At 66.7% G+C, this 18,603-nt stretch carries 13 protein-coding genes; 2 read left to right on the top strand and 11 right to left on the bottom strand.

Annotation, left to right across the window (positions count from 1 at the left end; genetic code table 11):
- Positions 1-121: 121 nt before the first annotated feature.
- Positions 122-1,519, top strand: a complete 1,398-nt coding sequence (locus EVC45_RS32445; RefSeq protein WP_129962255.1) for an FAD-binding oxidoreductase — start codon at positions 122-124, stop codon at positions 1,517-1,519.
- Between the two features lie 51 nt (positions 1,520-1,570).
- Here EVC45_RS32445 and EVC45_RS32450 read toward each other — a convergent pair whose 3' ends face one another.
- Positions 1,571-1,876: a hypothetical protein gene (locus tag EVC45_RS32450; protein ID WP_129962256.1), complete on the bottom strand. Its 306-nt coding sequence runs from the start codon at positions 1,874-1,876 to the stop codon at positions 1,571-1,573.
- A gap of 295 nt (positions 1,877-2,171) precedes the next feature.
- Between EVC45_RS32450 and EVC45_RS32455 the strand changes: the two genes are divergently transcribed.
- Positions 2,172-2,966: a class I SAM-dependent methyltransferase gene (locus EVC45_RS32455; protein WP_248295345.1), complete on the top strand. Its 795-nt coding sequence runs from the start codon at positions 2,172-2,174 to the stop codon at positions 2,964-2,966.
- A gap of 28 nt (positions 2,967-2,994) precedes the next feature.
- Here the strand turns inward: EVC45_RS32455 and EVC45_RS32460 are convergent, their stop codons facing one another.
- From EVC45_RS32460 to EVC45_RS32505, 10 genes are all read right to left on the bottom strand, one after another.
- Positions 2,995-4,566, bottom strand: coding sequence for an efflux transporter outer membrane subunit (locus EVC45_RS32460; protein ID WP_129962257.1), 1,572 nt, complete (start codon positions 4,564-4,566; stop codon positions 2,995-2,997).
- The gene (locus EVC45_RS32465) at positions 4,557-7,820 is read right to left on the bottom strand and encodes an efflux RND transporter permease subunit (protein WP_248295347.1); all 3,264 of its coding nucleotides are present in this window, start codon (positions 7,818-7,820) and stop codon (positions 4,557-4,559) included. The genes EVC45_RS32460 and EVC45_RS32465 overlap by 10 nt, the downstream gene beginning before the upstream one ends.
- Positions 7,817-8,923, bottom strand: coding sequence for an efflux RND transporter periplasmic adaptor subunit (locus tag EVC45_RS32470; RefSeq protein WP_129962288.1), 1,107 nt, complete (start codon positions 8,921-8,923; stop codon positions 7,817-7,819). The genes EVC45_RS32465 and EVC45_RS32470 overlap by 4 nt, the downstream gene beginning before the upstream one ends.
- A 2-nt stretch (positions 8,924-8,925) precedes the next feature.
- The gene (locus EVC45_RS32475) at positions 8,926-10,596 is read right to left on the bottom strand and encodes a fatty acyl-AMP ligase (RefSeq protein WP_129962258.1); all 1,671 of its coding nucleotides are present in this window, start codon (positions 10,594-10,596) and stop codon (positions 8,926-8,928) included.
- Between the two features lie 104 nt (positions 10,597-10,700).
- Positions 10,701-11,711 (bottom strand): fatty acid desaturase, encoded by a 1,011-nt coding sequence (locus tag EVC45_RS32480; RefSeq protein WP_129962259.1) that lies wholly within the window; start codon positions 11,709-11,711, stop codon positions 10,701-10,703.
- A 52-nt stretch (positions 11,712-11,763) separates the two neighbouring features.
- Positions 11,764-14,550 carry a phosphoenolpyruvate synthase gene (locus EVC45_RS32485; protein ID WP_129962260.1) on the bottom strand — a complete coding sequence of 929 codons (2,787 nt, stop codon included), beginning with the start codon at positions 14,548-14,550 and terminating at the stop codon, positions 11,764-11,766.
- A 15-nt stretch (positions 14,551-14,565) separates the two neighbouring features.
- On the bottom strand, positions 14,566-16,227 hold the full coding sequence (locus EVC45_RS32490) for a nucleotidyltransferase domain-containing protein (RefSeq protein ID WP_129962261.1): 1,662 nt from the start codon (positions 16,225-16,227) through the stop codon (positions 14,566-14,568).
- A gap of 18 nt (positions 16,228-16,245) precedes the next feature.
- Positions 16,246-17,328, bottom strand: coding sequence for an SDR family oxidoreductase (locus EVC45_RS32495; protein ID WP_129962262.1), 1,083 nt, complete (start codon positions 17,326-17,328; stop codon positions 16,246-16,248).
- 26 nt (positions 17,329-17,354) lie between these two features.
- Positions 17,355-18,272 (bottom strand): hypothetical protein, encoded by a 918-nt coding sequence (locus tag EVC45_RS32500; protein ID WP_129962263.1) that lies wholly within the window; start codon positions 18,270-18,272, stop codon positions 17,355-17,357.
- On the bottom strand, positions 18,269-18,598 hold the full coding sequence (locus tag EVC45_RS32505; protein ID WP_129962264.1) for an acyl carrier protein: 330 nt from the start codon (positions 18,596-18,598) through the stop codon (positions 18,269-18,271). Before EVC45_RS32505 ends, EVC45_RS32500 begins: the two co-directional genes overlap by 4 nt.
- Positions 18,599-18,603 lie beyond the last annotated feature (5 nt).

Consider the following 18,603-nt stretch of genomic DNA (forward strand, 5'->3'; position numbering starts at 1 on the left):
TGAAGTTTTCTCATCTGAAAGCTGAATTCTTTCATTTTGCTTCGACACGTGGGAAGTGCAACCATCAAGCGACCGAACCTTGAATCGCGGCTTCAGCGCCAGCGAGCACGAAGGAGGCACGATGAGCACCGAAACAGCGTCGTTACACTTCTTGAGGGGCGAAAGCCACGCCGCCTCGCGTCAGTTCGAGCAATTGCGCGGCACGCTTCACGGCACGCTGGTCATGCCGCGCGATCCGGACTACGACGACGCGCGCCGGGTGTGGAACGGGACGGTCGACAAGCGGCCGGCGATGATCGTCTATTGTGCCGACGCCGACGACGTGGTCGCAGCGGTGCGCTTCGCCAGGTCGATTGATTCGCGGGTTGCGGTGCGCAGCGGCGGTCACAACGTGGCGGGGCTTTCGGTCTGCGATGCCGGCATGGTTATCGACCTCTCGCGGATGAAGCAGATTGACGTCGACGCTGAATGGCAGGTGGTGCGCGCGGAGGCTGGCCTCAATCTCGGTGAGTTCGATCGGGCCACGATGGCCCACGGCCTCGCGACGACAACCGGTGTCATCAGCGACACGGGCCTTGCCGGCCTGACCTTGGGCGGCGGGTTCGGCAAGCTTGGCCGTAAATACGGCTTGACTTGCGACAACCTCGTCGCCGTCGAAATAGTTACTGCGGACGGGCAAAAACGCCTGGCGAACGACAGCGAACATCCCGACCTGTTCTGGGCTGTGCGGGGCGGTGGCGGCAACTTCGGCATCGCGACGGCTCTTTACTTACGGCTTCACCCGCTGAATCCCGAGTTGCTCGTCTGCTCTTTGCTATACCCATTCGAGCAGGCACGCGCCGCATTGCGCTTTTATGATCGGTATGCGCGCAATGCGCCGGATGAGGTAAGCGCGGATGCCGCATTCGTCACCAATCCTTCCGGCGAACGATTCTTCAGCATATCGGCTTGCTATGTCGGCGCGCCCGAGTCCGGTCGACAGGTTCTCGAGCCGCTGATGGAGTTCGGCTCACCCATCGACTGCCGCCTTGAGCGCTTGCCCTATCTCCAGATTCAATCAGGGGGCGACGATGTGTTTCCGCGGGGCCGGAGGTACTACTGGAAAGCGCAGTTCATGAAAGAGATCGACGCTGGCGCGATCGACGCGATATTGGGCGCCTATGAACGTTCGCCTTCGCTGTCATCGCTGCTGGTGTTTCAGCATGTAGGGGGCGCCATTGCGCGCGTCGCCGGGTCCGCGACCGCCTATCAGCATCGCGACGCCTGCTTTGACTGCTTTCCGGTCGCGATCTGGGACGAAACAGCCGAAGACGCCGTGAACGTCCAATGGGCGCGCGGCATATGGGAAGCGCTAAGGCCGTATTCGTGCGGAGGCGTCTATGCAAACAACCTCGGTGATGAAGGCGATGAACGCGTGAAGGAAGCCTATGGCGACAACTATGCGCGGCTGGCCTCCGTCAAACGCCAGTACGATCCTGACAACTTCTTCCGCATGAATCAGAACATTGCGCCCGCCTGAGAGTCGCGCAAGACGGGTCACGTCAACGTCTGCCGCGCGCGCAGTCAAACGTCAGCGCTTCGCGGGATCGTCGTCCAGCGGGTCCTTTTGAACGACTTCCATGTCGACGGTCCGGCCGTCGTCGCCAAACGCGACCGTCTGCCGCCGCAACGCGCGCATCTTCCACCACAGATAGCCGACGACGACTAGACCTACCGCGAACAGCACGGCGAAAAGCACGATCGACAGCATCGCGGCCACCACGAACAGGATCGCGCTCAGCGCGACGGTCAGCAACCGCCCGAACCAGCCGGGGCCACCGATCCGGATCCCTTTCTCATATGTCACCCGCCGCGGCGGCGGTCTATCGTCGTACATCGCTCGTCTCCCGGCCGCCGTCCGGCGGATGATGCGGGTAAGTCCTCATGGGTGGTCATTATGCAGGATGCGAACTACCGACGTCGTCGGATCCGCCGCCGTGCGGCTCAGCGTATAGTCGACTGACGTCGTTAAGAAGTCCGCGCATTGACTCGTTTAACTTCGGTACAACGTTGCCGCTCGCCAAGCCCGGCAGACGTCGGGTCTAGCGCGAAGGTCTTCTCTGTCCACCTGGTCTCACCCTGCAAGGACACGTCATGGAATCCGCCGGTCTTCAGTCACCTCGGTTGCCCGCATGATCATGCGACGCCTGCATCTGCTCGAAATCGAAGACCAGCCGTGGTGCCCACGGGCGATCCGTGACGGCGGCACCGACTGGCTGCACTTCGTGGCTAATTCCTTCAAGGGCTTCAACGTCATCGAGGTCAAGCTGCGCGACGCGATGCGGCGAGTCGGCAGCGACCAGATCGTCGATCTGTGCTCGGGCGGCGGCGGCCCATGGCAATCGCTTGCACCGTTGCTCGCGAAGTCCGGCAACGTGACGGTGCAGTTGACGGACTTCTATCCCAATCGCGCCGCGTACGAGCGGATCTCCGCCGGGGCGACCGGCCGCGTCACTTACGTGAGCGAACCGGTGGATGCGATGGACGTGCCATCGAGATTCGACGGCGTGCGCACGATGTTCAACTCGTTCCACCATTTTCGGCCGCACGATGCGCGGGCGATTCTCGCCGACGCGGTGATCAAGCGCCGCGCGATCGTCGTCGTCGAGGGAGCCGACCACCGGCTGCTCGGGATCGTGTTCATCCTGATGATGCCGCTGATGATGCTCGCGATGACTCCGCTGATCCGGCCGTTTCGCTGGTCGCGCCTCGCGCTCACCTACGTGCTGCCGGCTATCCCGCTGCTGTGTCTGTTCGACGGCATCGTGTCGATGCTGCGCATCTACAATCCCGACGAAATGCGTCAGATGGTGGCGAGCATCCCGGACCAGCAGAGCTTCGAATGGGACATCGGCACGCACCCGGTGCAGGGGTCACCGCTCGGTCTCACGTACCTTGTCGGCGTTCCCCGGGTACCCGCGGGCTGAACGCAAGCGCGGCATCGGGAGGGGCCGATCATTTTCCGGCCAGGTGCTCAGGTGCCCCGTTGCTTCCCGCCGGCAACTCTCCCATCGCCTGAAACAGCGTCGCGGTATCGGCCAGACGCCGGCCGATCAGGCGGACTTCTTCCAGCCTCGCAGCTTCGTACTGCTGCTCGCCGACGCGGGCGGATGCAGCGGGTAGCGCGCCGAGCCGGTGGCGCGACGTGGCATCGTCGAACGCTTCGCGTGCGTCACGCGTCGCGCCGCTCGCGGCGTCGAGCGCCTGCGCGTCGTGTTCGAGCGACGCAAGCGTGTCCGCGACGTTTTCGAACGCGGCCAGCACGGTCTGCTTGTACTCGAACACGGTGGCCTCGTAGGTGTCGATTGCCGCGCGCCGCTGGGCGACCAGCGCGCCGCCATGAAAAAGCGCTTGCGACATCGTCGCGGCGATGCTCCAGATCGCGCCGGCGCCCGACAGCGCGAGCGGCCAGTTGAACCCGCCTTGTCCCATCGACGCGTTCAGCGTCAGGCTAGGAAAAAGCTGGGCCGTCGCGACGCCGACGTCGGCCGCGGCGGCTTTCAGCGACGCCTCGGCGGCCGCGATATCGGGCCGCGCCCGCAACAGGTCCGATGGCAGCACGACGGGCAGGTCCTGCGGCAAGTGCAGACTCGCCAGATCGGGCTCGGGCGGTGCGGCGTCGGGCGTGCGGCCGAGCAGCACCGCCAGCGCATGTCTGGTCACCGTCAGCCGTTGCCGCAGGTCGGCCACGCTGACCTCGAGCGCGGCGACGCCTTGCCGCGCGGTCGTCACGTCGCCGCGTGTCAGCGATCCGAGTTGGTAGTGCCGTTCGGTATCGTGAACCTGGTTGCCCGCAAGCGCGATCAATCGCTCGGTCGCATCGATCTCGGCGCGCAACACCGCCGCCTCGATCGTCGCCGTGACGATGTTGGTGGCCAGTGCGCGCCGTGCGGCTTCGCGTTGATACGCATCGAAGTCGACTCGCGCGGCGCGCGCCGCGTTGGCCTTGCGCACCGCGCCGAACAGGTCGAACGTATATTGCGCCTGCACCACGCCGATGAACTCGTTGTAGAGCAGCGTATTCGGGCCGCCGGGCACCGGAATGCCGAGATCGCGTCCGCGCGAGGCCTGTCCGACCAGATCGATCGACGGCAGCAGCGTGGCGCCCATTTGCGCCCGCAGTTGCTCGTGCGCGGCGGCCAGGTGCTTGTCGGCGGCGGCGAGCGTCGGGCTGTTGCGCAAGCCTTCGTCGACGAGGTCATTCAACGCCGTCGAACCGAACAGCTTCCACCATTGCGGCACAGGCTGCGCGCCGGTGGTGAAACGCTGCGCGACACCGAGCGCTTCGACCGTTTGCGTGGGCTGCGGCTCGACGCCGTAATGGGCGGGCGAGGGCATCGCCGGCGGCTCGCCGTTCGGACCGAACGAGCATGCGCCGAGGGCGATCGTCGCTGCCGCGACGATCGCCGCGCGCCAGCCGTAAATCGCCGCTGTCCGCGCTCGACCCGGCGCGTCAGTGAAATGCGGCGCGCTCGCGAGCGCCGGTCCGTCAACTGAGTTGCAGTCTGTGCCCACGATCAGCTCCACGTATATTCGATGGTCGGGGTCGCGGTGCGCACACCGCGTTCGAAGTGCCGCACCTTGAACGCGGTCGCGTAGAGCGCGGGGACAAAGAACAGCGTCAGCACGGTGGCGCCCGTGATGCCGCCCATCAGCGCGGTCGCCATCGGGCCGAAGAAGGCCGAATGCAGCAGCGGAATCAGCGCGAGCACGGCTGCCGCTGCGGTCAGCATGATCGGCCGGAAGCGCCGGACCGTGGCGCCGACGATCGCATCGAAGCGCCCCTGGCCCGCGGCGATGTTGCGTTCGATCTGATCGACGAGAATCACCGAGTTGCGCATGATGATCCCGGACATCGCAATGACGCCGAGCATCGCCACGAAGCCGAACGGCTTGCCGAACAGCAGCAGGGCGGCGACCACGCCGATCAGCCCGAGCGGCGCGGTGAGCACGACCATCAGCACGCGTGCGAAGCTGCGCAGTTGAATCATCAGCAGCGTCAGCACCACCACGAGCATCAGCGGAAGCTGCGCGATCACCGACGCCTGCGCCTTGCCGCTGATCTCGCCGGCGCCGCCGGTCTCGATCCGGTAGCCGATCGGCAGCGATGCGCGCAGCGGCGCGAGCGTCCGATCGATCGCCTGGGTCACGTCGAGGTCCAACGCGTTGCCGCGCACGTCGGCCTGGACCGTGATCGTCGGTTGACGGTCGCGATCCCAGATCACCCCGTATTCGAGCTCGTTGTTCAGGTGGGCGAGCGTGCCGAGCGGAACCGGGCCGTTCGGCGTCGGCATCGCGAGGTTCACGATCTCGTCGGGGTTCACCCGCTCACGCTGCGGCGCGCGCAGGTCGACGCTGATCAGCCTGTCGCGGACCCGGTACTGCGTGAACGTATAGCCCGACAGTGTCATCGCGAGAAAGCTCGCCACGTCTTCCGACGTGACGCCCAACTCGCGCGCCTTCTGCTGGTCGATCTCGAAGCGCACCGAGCGTTCGCCGGGTTCGTCCCAGTCGAAATGCACGCCCGTCGTGCGGGCATCGGCTTTCATCGTCGACGCGACCTTTTCCGCGATCTCTCGCACGGTGGCGAGGTCGCTGCCGCTGACCCGAAACTGCACCGGATAGCCGACCGACGGACCCGTCTGCAGCGGCGAAACGCGTGCACGTACGGCGGGAAAGCTGTTTTGCAGCGTGCTCGCGAGCCAGCGTTCGAGCTTCGCGCGGTCCTCGACGGACTTTGCGGTGATCACGAGTTGCGCAAAGTTGGGCTGCGGCATCTGGACGTCGAGCGGCAGGTAGAAGCGGGGTGCGCCGGTGCCGACGAAGTCGACCAGATGATCGATCTCGGGCCGGCCGGCCAGGGTCTTTTCGAGGCGCGCGGCTTCGCGCAGCGTCGCTTCGAACGACGCACCTTCGGGCAGCCGCATGTCGACGAGCAACTCGGGACGCTCGGAGCTCGGGAAGAACTGTTGCGGCACGAGCGCGAAGCCAGCCAGCGCGACCACGAACAGCGCAGCGGTGACGCCGAGCACGACGAGGCGCCGCTTCACGCACCACCCGATGCAGTCGCGCAGGCGGCGCTGAAAGCCGGTGTCGCGCAGCGCCGCCGCCGGCGCCCGGCGCGTCTGCGCGTTCTCACGCCGACGCAGCTTGCGAAGCGCGCGCCGAGGCGGCGTCTCGCGTGCGGGGTCCTTCGGTTCGGGCAGCAGGTGATAGCCGAGCAATGGAATCAGCACGACCGCCGCGAACCACGAAGCGATCAGCGCAATCGCGGACACCTGAAAAATCGAGCGCGTGTATTCGCCGGTGGCCGATTTCGCCAGTGCGATCGGCAGGAAGCCCGCCACCGTGACGAGGGTCCCCGTCAGCATCGGAAACGCGGTGCTGCTGTACGCGAATGCCGCGGCTCTCGCGCGCCCCCATCCCTGCTCGAGCTTCACCGCCATCATCTCGACCGCGATGATCGCATCGTCGACGAGCAGGCCCAGTGCGAGGACCAGCGTGCCGAGCGAGATCTTGTGCAGGCCGATGTTGAACCCGTCCATGCATAGCGCGGTGACCGCCAGCACGACCGGGATCGAGATTGCCACCACCACGCCGGCGCGCCAGCCCAGCGAGATGAGGCTCACGGCCAGCACGATCACGATGGCTTCGGCGGCGGCCCGCAGAAAGCCGTTGACCGACTGCGAGACCGCGTGCGGCATGCTCGACACCTCGGCGAGCTCCAGCCCCGCGGGCAGATGCGCACGCAATTGGGCGGTCTGCGCGTCGAGCAGCTTGCCGAGCTGAATCACGTCGCCGCCGGCCTGCATCGTGATGCCGATGGCGAGCACGGGCCGCCCGCCAGTGCGCACCTGCGAGACCGGCGGATCGTCGTAGCCGCGCCTGATCGTGGCGATGTCGCCGAGACGAACCAGCCGGTGATTGATGTCGATCAGCGTGTCGCCCATCGCCTTCACGTCGGTGAATTGGCCGCTGGGACGCACGAATACGCGATCGAACGCGGTGGTCAGCGTGCCGCTCGGCGTGACCGCGTTCTGCGCGTTGATCGCCCGCGCGAGTTGCTGCGGCGTGATACTGAGCCGCGTCAATTGCGCGTTGGGAATCTCGATCGTGATGTGCTCGTCGGGGTCGCCGAAATAATCGACTTTGGCGACACCGGGCACACGCAGCAGCACGCTGCGCAGTTCGTCCGCATAGTCGTGCAATTGGGCCGGTGAGAATCCGTCGCCCGCGAGCGTATAGATGTTCGTGTAGACGTCGCCGAACTCGTCGTCGAAGTACGGCCCCCGCACGCCGGGCGGAAGCGTATCCACGATGTCGCCGATGTTCTTGCGCACCTGGTACCAGGTCTCGCGCACCTCGCTCACCGGCGCCGAGTCTTTCATCGTGAAGACGATCAGCGATTCGCCGGGACGCGAGTAGCTGCGCAGATAGTCGAGATGAGGCGTTGCCTGGAGCTTGCGGCCGATCCGGTCGGTCACCTGCTCCTCGACCTGGCGAGCGGTCGCGCCGGGCCAGAAAGTCCGGATCACCATCGCGCGGAACGTGAACGGCGGATCCTCGGATTGTCCGAGCCGGGAATAGGCGAGCACGCCGAACACCGTCGCGAGCACGACGGCGAAGATCACCAGCGCCTGGTTGCGGATCGCCCACGCCGACAGATTGAAGCGGCCGGTATCGTCCGCCGGCGGACGCCGCGGTGCGCCCGCTCCTCCCGCTCCACCGGGTCCACCGGATTCACCCGGTTCACCGGGTCCTTGGCCGAACAGCGCTCTCATGATGCGAAGTCCTCTGGATGCAACGGTGCGACCGCGCGCACGGTTTCGCCGGCGCTGACGGTATGCACGCCTTGCAGCACCACGCGCTCGCCGTCGGTGAGGCCGCGCGAGACGGAGATCGTGCGGTCGTCGTAGCGGCCAACCTGGACCTTGCGCAATTCCAGCGCATGGTCGCCGGGCCGAACCACCCAGACGGCCGGCGCGTTGCCGTCGTGAAACAGCGCGCTGGCGGGAAGCGTGATCGGGTCGTCCGCTTGCGCTTCGCCGGACGCGTCGGCGAAGGTGATGGTGGCCGTCATGCCGAGGCGGACCTCGGGGCCCGGCGCATCGAGCGTCAGCTTTGCGCGATAGGTGCGGCTACCGGGATCCGCGGCCGGCGACAGCTCCCGCACGTGCGCCGTGAAGCGTTTGTCCGTGACGGCCGGCAGCGACACGCTGGCCGCGCTGCCGACCGCCAGCGCGTTCAGCAGGCTCTCGGGCACGTCGCAGAGGATATCGACCTCGCCGGACCAGGCGAGGTGGTAGACCGCTTGTCCCGCCGCGAGGTTCTGCCCGGTATCGGCATCTTCGGCGGTGACGACGCCGGCATGGTCCGCCGTGAGAACCGTGTATTGCGTCTGATTCTTCAGCAGCGCGAACTGTTGTAGCGCCTGATCGCGCTGCGCGGTGGCTGCCACATACGCGTCCTGAGTCTGTTCGAGCTGCGCCGTCGAGATCAGCTGTTCCTGCGCCTGCGCCCGGTCGCGGTCGAGTTGCTGCTCGGCGAAGGTGAGCCGATGCTGCGCCGCCATCAATTGGGCCTGCGCGCCCGCAAGGCCGCGTTGCGCGTCGTCGGGATCGAGCCGCGCGATCACCTGACCGGCCGCGACCGTATCGCCCAGACGCACCTTCCGCTCGATCAGCTTGCCCGCGATGCGAAACGACAGCGGCGTCGCATAGCGTGCGTTGACTTCGCCAGGCAGCGTCGCGAGCACGGGCTTGCTGTCGCGATGCACGACCACCGCGATGACCGGACGCGGCGGTGTCACCTCGGCTTCTTTCGCGTGACAGGCGGCGAGCGCGAGTGCGCCCGACAGCGTCAGCAGGATCTCGCGCCAGCGCATGCTCACGAGTGTTCCTCCAGCTCGCCGGCTTCGAACTGCGCCTTGGTCCGGCGGCGCTGCACCTTGCCGCTCGAGGTCCGCGGCAAGCTGCCCGCCTGCACGATCGCAACGTGACCGACCTGCAGGCCCGCGCATTCGGCGACCTTCTGCGCGATCGCACGCCGCAACATCGTGGCCTCCGCGGGCTTGCCCTCGGCGCAGACGACCAGCGTCTCGTCGCCGTCGCGCATCACGCTGAACGCGATGACGCCGCGGCTTTGCACGCTCGGCAACTCGGCCACCGCCCATTCGATGTCCTGCGGATAGTGGTTCGAGCCGTGAATGACGATCAGATCCTTGCTGCGGCCGCAGATATAGAGCTGGTCGCCGGCAACGTATCCGAGATCGCCGGTCTGCAGCCAGCCGTCGCGGTACGCATTGGCGCTCGCGTCGGCCTGGCCGTAATAGCCGACGGTGATGCTGGGCCCGCGCGTGACGATCTCGCCGACGCAGCGTTCGGGCAACTCTCGCCCGGATTCGTCGACGATCCGCAGGTCGTGGCCGGGAAAGCAATGGCCGCAGCCGACCAGTTCGATCGTGCGCAAGCTGGTGTCGCGCGCGGCCGTTATTGCTCGACCGAGCCCCAGCGCGGCCGCGTAGACGACGTCGGTGACGAGCGGCTGGCCGTGGTCGTGAAACGTGATCGCGAGGGTCGCTTCGGCCATCCCGTAGCACGGCAGCAGCGCTTCGGCGCGAAAGCCGGCCGGCTCGAAGCGCTCGCTAAACTGGCGCAGCGCTTGCGCGTTGATCGGCTCGGCACCGCAGCCGGCCACCCGCAGCCGCCGCAGGTCAAGGCCTTCGAGGTCCTGGTCGCGGGTGCGGCGCGCGGCGAGCGCGTACGCGAAGTTCGGCGCGAAGCTGATCGTGCCGTGGTACTTCGTGATCGCCTCCATCCACAGGCCGGGCCGGCGCACGAACGCTTCGGTCGACAGCAGCACGCTCGGCAAGTCGCAGATCAGTGCGCCGAGCACGCTGATGAGCCCCATGTCGTGGTGCAGCGGCAGCCAGCTGACATAGACGTCCTGCTCATGCAGATCGATGCCGCGGGGTCCGAGGAACGCTTCGGCATTCGCGACCAGATTGCGATGCGTGACCATCACGCCTTTCGGCAGCGACGTGCTGCCCGACGTGTATTGCAGGAAGCAGAGGTCATCGGGATGCACAGTGGGCAAATCGCAGGCGGGCGGCTCGCCTTCGAGCAGCGCTTCGACGGTCACAATGCGTTCGAGGCCGGTGTCGGCGGCCAGCACATCCGCGATGGTCTCTGTCGTCGAGTTCGACGTGAGCAGCATCCGCGCGCCGGCCGAGCGCACGATGTGACTGACGGTCTCGGCGTAGCGCGCGCGGGTCCTGAAGTTCAGGCTGCCACGCGGAAAGATCGGTACCGGGACCAGACCGGCGAACGACGCGCCGAGGAAGCTCAGAATGAACGCTTCCGGGTCGAGGATCACGAGCGCGATGCGGTCGCCCTTGTTCAGACCCAGCGCCGCGAGCCTCCTCGCACGGTTGCGCGCTTCGCGCTCGAGCGCCTCGTAAGGGTAGTAGTGCTCGTCGCCGTGCGTGGAGACAAAGCGAAGGCCTCGAGCGTCGCCGCGCGGCAGCGCTGAAACGGCATCGACTAGCGTCTGGTCCATGGTGACGGGTCCTCGGTCAGGTAATCGGGCTTCGGTGATCGGGCAAGGCAGCGCATGACGCGCGTGCCTTGCGTGACTTGCGTGATGCGCGTGGCTTTCGCGACTTACTTGGCAGGCGCCACGGGCGCGGCGCTCGCTTTGGCGACGGGCCGCCAGTCGCGGATCGGCTGCAGACGGCGACGCAGCAGCGCGATCACCTCGTCGTCGCTGCGCTCAGGCGCCCCCGGCAAGCGCACGAAATGCGTGGCGAGCTTGCGGTGCTGGCGCGTGACGAGCAGCAGCCAGATCTGCGCGATGTCGATGCGATCGAACACCACCGCGTCCTCGCGACCGTACTTCTCGAGGTTCGTCGTGAATTCCTTCGTGAGCTCGCTGAAGTGCGTGCCTTTGCGGACGTGGTGGTAGATGTGATAGCCGGCGTTGAACACGCGCGCATTGAAACGCGAGTCGATCGTATTGGTGCTGTTCGTGTACGGGTTGTCGGGATGATCGGGGTCGATGAATGCGTGCTGCACCCAGTTGCCGATCATCATCATCAGCCGCACGAAGACGAACGGGAACACGAACACGACGAGCGTGGCCCGCAGGTTCCAGTACGCGGCGGCGGCAATCGCCGTGTAGAACGCGACCTCGCCGACGAGCAGTTGCCGGATCAGCTTCGTATTGCGCGAGCGCCAAAGATAGGCGCTCAACTCGACCGGGACCAGTGCCGCGAAACGCAGGTAGTAGTGCAGAAAGCCGGCTACGCTATCGCGTTGATACCGCATCGTCGAGCTCAGATCGTCCGGCAGGTTGTCGTCGATGTGATGCATGCCCATGTGATGGACATAGAAGGTGCCCGGCGTCTGGCCGAAAAACGGGCACAGCACCCAGTCGAGCAGGATCTCGAGCGCGTGGTACTGCTTCCGGAAGAGGCGCCGATGCAGCGTGCAGTGGTAGCTCATCGTGAAGCGGTCGCCGAACATGTTCCAGACGAGCACGTAGGCCACGCCAAGCCACCAGGGAAAGTGGCCGAGCCAATACAAGCCGGCCGCGGCGGGAATGAATATCAGCGCGCACTCGATGTAGAGCCACAGATGGGGCATGTCGCGACGATCGTTGAGCAGGAGGTACATGGCGGTTTCCTTCAGGGGCGGTTTCAATGGTCAGCGGGTAGGCAAATTCGTTTCAGGTCGGCTCGGGCAGTTCGGGCAGCTCGATTACGCCGCTGTGGCCATCGACCTTGAGCTGCATGCCAGACTGAACGCGTGTGGTGAGGCCTGGAATCTGGACGATGGTCGGGATGCCGATTTCGCGTGCGACGATCGCGGCATGAGTCAGCGGACTGCCGCGCTCGATCAGGAGCCCGGTCGCCGACGCGAATACCGGAACCCAGCCGGGGTCGGTCCGATAGGTGACGAGGATGCCGCCGTCGAACTCGTTTGCTTCGCGCACGACCTTCGCGCACCCCTCAGCGAAGCCCGGTGAGCAGGGCGTGCCGCGCAGGGTCGAGCCGGCCGCGACAGCGGGTGTCGCGCGCAGCGCGGCGAGGTTCGCCGGGTTGTTGAGCCAGGCCGCAACCGGGCCATGCGTGACGAAGCGTGGTGGAAGGTCGTCCATGTCGCGCCAGACCGCGTCGTCGCGCTTGCGCTGCTCGACGAGCGGGCGCAGTTCGCGGTGCGAGATGGTGCCTTCGAAGCAGCCCCGGATTTCGTCGAGGCGCAGATGGAAGATGTCGCGGCCCGTCGCCAGCACGCCGTCGCTGGCAAGACCCTCGCCGATCGCGCGGAACATCCGGCGCGCGACCCCGAACGCGCGCGACCGGCAAAAGCGCACGGTCTCGCGCGCGCGGATCGCGGCGCGCACGCGACCGCGCGCGCGGGCAAAGATCCAGCGCTGCAGCGGATTGAGCCGCTCATGCAACAACGCATCGATGCGCGCTTCGGTGGCGGTGCGATCGATCGACGCGGCACCATGCGCGAGCGCGGCCTTCAACATATCGAACAGCACGCCCGGGTCTTCGCGCAGATCGGGTTCTTCGAGCTTCAGTTCGTTGTTGCTGCGGTACGCGAAGTCGGCGAGGTAGCGCTCGACGTCGGCGACGATTTCGGGCGCGCCGCAGCCGCGCAGCGCTGCATACGCTTCGGCTGACGGCGTGTTGCGGATCAACGCTTCGACCTGAGGCTGCGCGCGCACGGCGTCCGCGATCGCGGCCAGCCTGCGGACCGGCTCGATCGACTCGATGTCGTCCATGCCGCCGATCACCGCCACTTCGAGCCACTCGGGCGCGTCGGGGATCCACCGCTTGATCAGGCGACGGACCACGCCGTAGCTGAGACCGATCGCCGATTCGAGCACGATCATCATGCCCCAGCGCGCCAGCAGCGCCTGCTCGAAGCGGCAGTAGTGCTTATAGACGGCGTCCGCGGCAAGCGCGCGATAGTCGAGCGCGTTGAACTCGTCGTAGACCGGATAGAAGAACGCGCGGAAGCGCTCGACGTTGCGCTCCAGACGCGCGAAGTGCGACGCGAACTTCGTGCCGCTCAACGCGCGGATGCAGGCGAGCCCGGCGCGCGAGCCGGCCTTGTACGGTGTGATCTGTGCGGCGAAGCTCGCCAGATCGAGCGGCTCGTCGACGCCCATCTGGACTTCCATCATCTTGCGACCGAGGTTCTGGAACGGCGCGAGTCCGGAAAGCTTGTACCAGTGCAGCAGGTTGTAGTACACGCGGCCGTTCAGGAACGCGAGCGTCGAGCCGAGGAAGCTGTCCATCTCACGCCGCTGCTTGTGCGGAATCGCGAGCAGCCGGCAGAACTCGCGAAACACCTGCGAATAGACGTGCTGCGCGAAGGTGAAGGTCAGCTGCGTGGTCACGCCCGGATAGTTCTCGACGATGTTGGAGTTGTCCCACAGCTGGAAGTCGCCGGTCCGCGATGGGGCCGCGGCGATCGGCGTGGTGACGGGGCGCGCCTGCAGAATCCACAGCTGGTGCTCGGCAATACACCATTCGATATCGAGCGGCTCGCCGAGCGTGCTTTCGAGCGTTAGGGCTGTCGCCACGACGCGCTCGATCTCGTCGTCGGAAAGGGCCGCCGAATCGCGCAGCGCGGCCGGCACCTCATGGATCTCGCGGCCGTCGTGACGCTCGCTTTTTTCACCGATCACCACCTGCTTGGGCTGTCCGGTGTGTCGGTCCACGGTGATCGTGTCGGCGTCGACCGCGCCCGACACCAGTCCCTCGCCGAGCCCGTAGACGGCGCTCAGCACGAGTTCGTCGCGGTTGCCGTTGGCCGGGTTGATCGTGAACACGACGCCGCTCGTGTCGGCCTGAACGAGGCGCTGCAGGATCACGGCCATGCCGGCGCCGGCGATATCGAGTCCGTGCTGATGCCGGTAGCGCAGCGAGCGCTCGGAATACGCGGAAGCCCAGCAGCGGCGCACGTGTTCGAGCGTCGAGTCGAGCCCGCGCACGTCGAGGAACGTGTCGAACTGGCCGGCGAACGAGAAGCTCGCGCTGTCTTCTTCGACGCCGGACGAACGCACCGCGAGCGGTCCGTCGCCGATGATGCCGTGCGCGCGTGCGATGTCGGCGCGCAACGCGGCGCTCATGTCGCACGTCAGCACGGCCTCGCGGATCGCGCTCGCGATTGCGTCGGCGTTCTCAGCTGTGAAGTCGCGCAGCAGCGCGGCGATGGTTTGATCGAGGCCGCCGTCGCGGCGGAACTCCGCGAAGCAGTCGGTGCCGAGGATCGCCCAGTGCGGCACCGGCACGCCGAGATTCGCCAGCCGATGCAGCGACTTTCCCTTGTTGCCGGCGAGCCGCTCGATGGCGTCGGCCGGACTCGCCGCGGTGAGGATCACGCGTGGCGAGGCCGCCGGGCCGGCGCTGCTGCTCGCGGCGTGGGTCTCGTGTGGAACGCTGCTTCCGGCCATATCGAATTCGCCGTGAGCGGGCGTGATGGTGTCGAATTTCATTGAGGTTCCCGTTGCTCAGGTGCTCGACGAAGCGAGCAGATCTCTGGCTTCCTCGGCGGTACCGCGCCCGCCGTGAGCGGTCTGCGGAAAGCGCGCGTGCAGATGCGCGCCGAGGTTGATCCAGTCGTAGGCGGCGTGGATCGTGCCGCGCCAGCCCGACGCCGTATCGAAGCTCGCCGGAAACTGCGGGTCGCCGCCGAGGTTGCGCAGACGCTGCGCGAGCTCATCGGCCAGTGCGACGTAGCGCTGCGCATCGCTTGCCGTACCGATCGCGCACTGTTCGAGTTCGCGGATGCCGTCGATCAGCGCCGCATCGAGAGGCAGCAGACGGATCGCGTCGAGCGTCGCTTCTTCCATCGTCGACTGCGGCGTCACGCCGTGCGCGCCGAGCGTGACCATGCAGGCGGTCTGCATCATCCGTTGCAGCGCGTACTCGAGCACCTTCCATTGGCCGCGCTGCAGTGCGCCCTGGGCGTCCTCGCGCGCGTTCTCGAGACCGATGTTGGCCCAGACCATCTCGAGACCCGCTTCGGCGAAGCGCCCGGCGGGCATCGGCAGCAACTGGGCACCGGACTCGCGGCCGGCCGCGAGGCGCGCGCCGTCGATCGAGATCAACGGCGCGCGGGACACCGGCGTCGAGGTCGCCTGCTGACGCGCGTGGATTTCGCCGCCGCCCTTCCAGCGCAGGCTGACGAGGCCCAGCCGGCTGAAGTCGGCGATCAGCGCAAGCTGCCGGCCGGCAGCTTGCGCGTCGCCACGGCTCGCGATGGCCGTGCATGACGTGTCGAAGGTGATTGCACGCCAGACCTGGGCCGCTTCGTTGTCGAGCGCAAAGACATCGTTGCCTCGCAGCACGTGGACCCGTTCGCCGATCTGCCAGGTCGTTGTGTCTTTGCCTGGTCCGATCAGCACGTTGTCGGCCACGAGGTTCACACCGCTGACGCCGAACTCACGGAGCAGCGCGACTCCCGCGGCGAGCAACGCGCTTTCGGCGCCTTGCTCGCGCGACGCGTGCAGCAGGTTCCACAGACGGCCGACGAGGTTCGCGTCGACGCTCGCGCGTTCGAGTTGCAGCGACAGCCACTTCGGGCTCATGTAGCACTCGCCGAGGCGCGCCACATGACTCTTCGCCGCATGAAACGCGGCGGTCCTGATCCACGCGCGGGCGTAGTCGGGCTCGCCGAGCGCGAACATCGCCACCGCATAACGGCCGGTCTGGCGCGCGAAATCCTCGAACCACAGCGCGACCGCCTCGCACAGCGCCTCGCGGCCGAGTTCGGCCTGCAGCGTTTCGATTAACGCCGGGTTGTCGATCGGCAGTGCGCCGATGAAACGCTGGCAGCGTTCGAGCAGATTCCACGACAGGCGTGCGACCGCGCGGCGGCCCTTGCCGAGCGCTGCGCGAACCTGCGCGAGTTCGCGGCGCAGGCGCACCGGACTCAGCAACCTCACCTCGATGCGGCGGCCATCGATGAACAGGATGTACGGCATCGTGGCCGGCTCGAGCCCGTTATCGACGATCGCGACGAAGTCGACGTCGGAGCGCTCGTTGCCGAAGCCTTCGGCGATCGAGCCTTCGAGAAAGACGGCGCTCGGTGCGCGCTGTTCGAACTGGGCGCCAAGCGCGGCGCGCGCTTTTTGCCAGAGATCGGCGAGCATCGGATCAGTCATCAACATGGTTAGGCTCCCTGAACGTCAAGCCGAGCGCGGCACGAAATAGCCCGCCGCGATGCCGTAACGAAAGATTCTGCGCAGCAGCGTCTTGCCCGTCGCGCGAGGTAGGGCGGGCAGGATCGCGGCGGTCGCGTCGCGTGCAAAGCGCACCTGGCGCGTCAGGTACGACTCGTAAAGTTTCACGACCTCGTCGTAGTAGCGACGCTCGAGCGGTTTCATCGCGGCGGCGTCGAACACGTGCCGCGGCACATAGCGAGGCACGTGAAACGACGGAAACTCCGCGCAGACGTCGTTGATTTCGCGCAGCGTCGTCGGCGTGCCCGAGGTCAGATGCAGCGTGCGTCCGCGCACCAGCGGGAACTTCGCCAGCGCTTCGACGACGCAGTCGGCGACCCAGTCGATCGGCACGATGTTCAGCGTCGCGCCGTAGTCGCCGGGCATCGTGCGCACGAGTCCCGCGGCCGTCAGGCGCACCACGGTGTAGAGCGTGTCGAACTTGCGGATCACGCCGGTCGCCGAATCGCCGACGATGATCGACGGGCGCAGCACGGCGGCCGGCAGACCGCCGCGCATCGCCGCTCGCACCGATTGTTCCGCGCGGTATTTGCTCTGCTCATACGGGTTGCCCAGACGCTGGCCGAGGTCGAGATCGTCCTCGCTGAACACGCCGGGGCGCTCGCCGCAAACGTAGGCGGTGCTCACGTAGAGCAGCGGAATCGGCGCGTCGCCGCCTGGTTGCGCGAACTCGACGATGCGCTCGGTGCCGCGAAAGTTGATCGCCTCGTAGGCCTCGGGCTTGCGCCCGAAGCTGGTCAACGCGGCACAGTGGACAATCGCGCCGGTTGTCGCGCGCAGTGCGTCGTAGGTGTGCTCATCGAGCCCGAGGCGGGTCTCGGCGACGTCGCCCCGCACACAGGCGAAGCTTCCGGCTGCAGGTGTGTGGCCGTCATACGTCGTTGCCGCGAGCGGCGTGCCGTCGTTGCGGACGACCGGTCCTTCGGAGCGCAGGAATGCGACGACCGGGTACCCCATTGCCGTCAGCCGGGCGATGACTTCGGCGCCCAGCAGACCTCGCGCACCGGTGACGAGAACGTGCTTATCCATCGTGGGTGACCATCCAGGGTTGCGTGTCATTTGAGAAGAAGCTCGGCCAGCAGTCCGAGCTGGACGGCGACGACGAAGCGCGTGCCAGCCCAGCGTGGCCGGCCCGGCTTGCTCGCGGGGCCCGGCCAGCTCGCGTTGAGCCAGACGAGCCATACGAGCGGCAGCGCCGCGGCGTAGATCGAATACGTTGGCGACAGACCAGCCAGGCGCGAGAGCGCCACGCTGAGGGCGAGCGCCAGGATCAGCAGGGCATTCAGCGCGATCCGGATTCCGCGCGCCGGCAGGTGATACGGCTGCAGCGCGGTGCTGCCGACCTTGCGCGAAAACTTCCAGAACTCGTAGCCGGTCCACATCAGACCCGCTACACACACCACGACTTCGAAGCTCAGTTCGCGCCCAGTCAGGTCACGCCACAGGGAATAGCCGTAGGTGAAGATCGCGAAGGGTGCGCCCTCGAAAGCGGGTAAGCACAGCAGCGGGCGGGTCGCGAACAGCCGCTTGAAAACGAACGGCGCGGCGAAGGCCAGTGCGGTCGCGGTACCGGCGGCGGTCCTCGCGTGCCCCATGCCGAGGTTCAGCGCAACGAGCAGGATCGCGGTGGCCGCGAGGCCGGCGACGAGGCGTGTGCGTCGTGTCTCGCGTCGCGCCAGCAGCGCGCGCCCTGCGGGATAGTCGCGCTCGATGTCGTCGAGGTCGTCGATCAGGCGAAGCTGGACGAACAGCAGGAAAAACGACGCAAGGCCCGCAAGCACACGCCAGCCCGGTTCAATGGCGACGCCGGCTATCCGTCCGTATAACAGCAGCGAGCAGACAAGCGCGCCGGCGATCGGCGTCGCTTCGGCCGCCAGCGGCATGCGGCCGAGCGCGTTGCCGAAAGCGGCTGCCGCGGCGACAAGCCGGCCACGTATTGAACGCGAGGTGGCCAGCGAAGGGCGCGAGCTCATGTGCGCATCCCTTGATCGGCGGCTACACGGACCGAGGCATGACGCATGCACAGGTCCACTAGCGATCCGACCGTGAAATGCGCGTCGGCGCGGTCTTCGTTCAACGCTTCCAGAGGCAGACGCTCGATGCCGAACGCCTCCTCTAGTGCGACCACCGCTTCGACGAGCGACAGCGAGTCGAGGCCGAGATCGGCGATCAGCGAACTGTCGAGGCGAATCTCGGTGTTGAAGTCGCGCCGACGCTCGCGGCAGATGCGCAGCAGCTGCGTGCGTACGATGCCGAATACGGTGCTTCGTGTCGACGGATTTTTCGGTGTGCTGGACATGCTGG

This window comes from Paraburkholderia sp. UYCP14C (genome assembly GCF_004197395.1).
Taxonomy (GTDB): Bacteria; Pseudomonadota; Gammaproteobacteria; order Burkholderiales; family Burkholderiaceae; genus Paraburkholderia.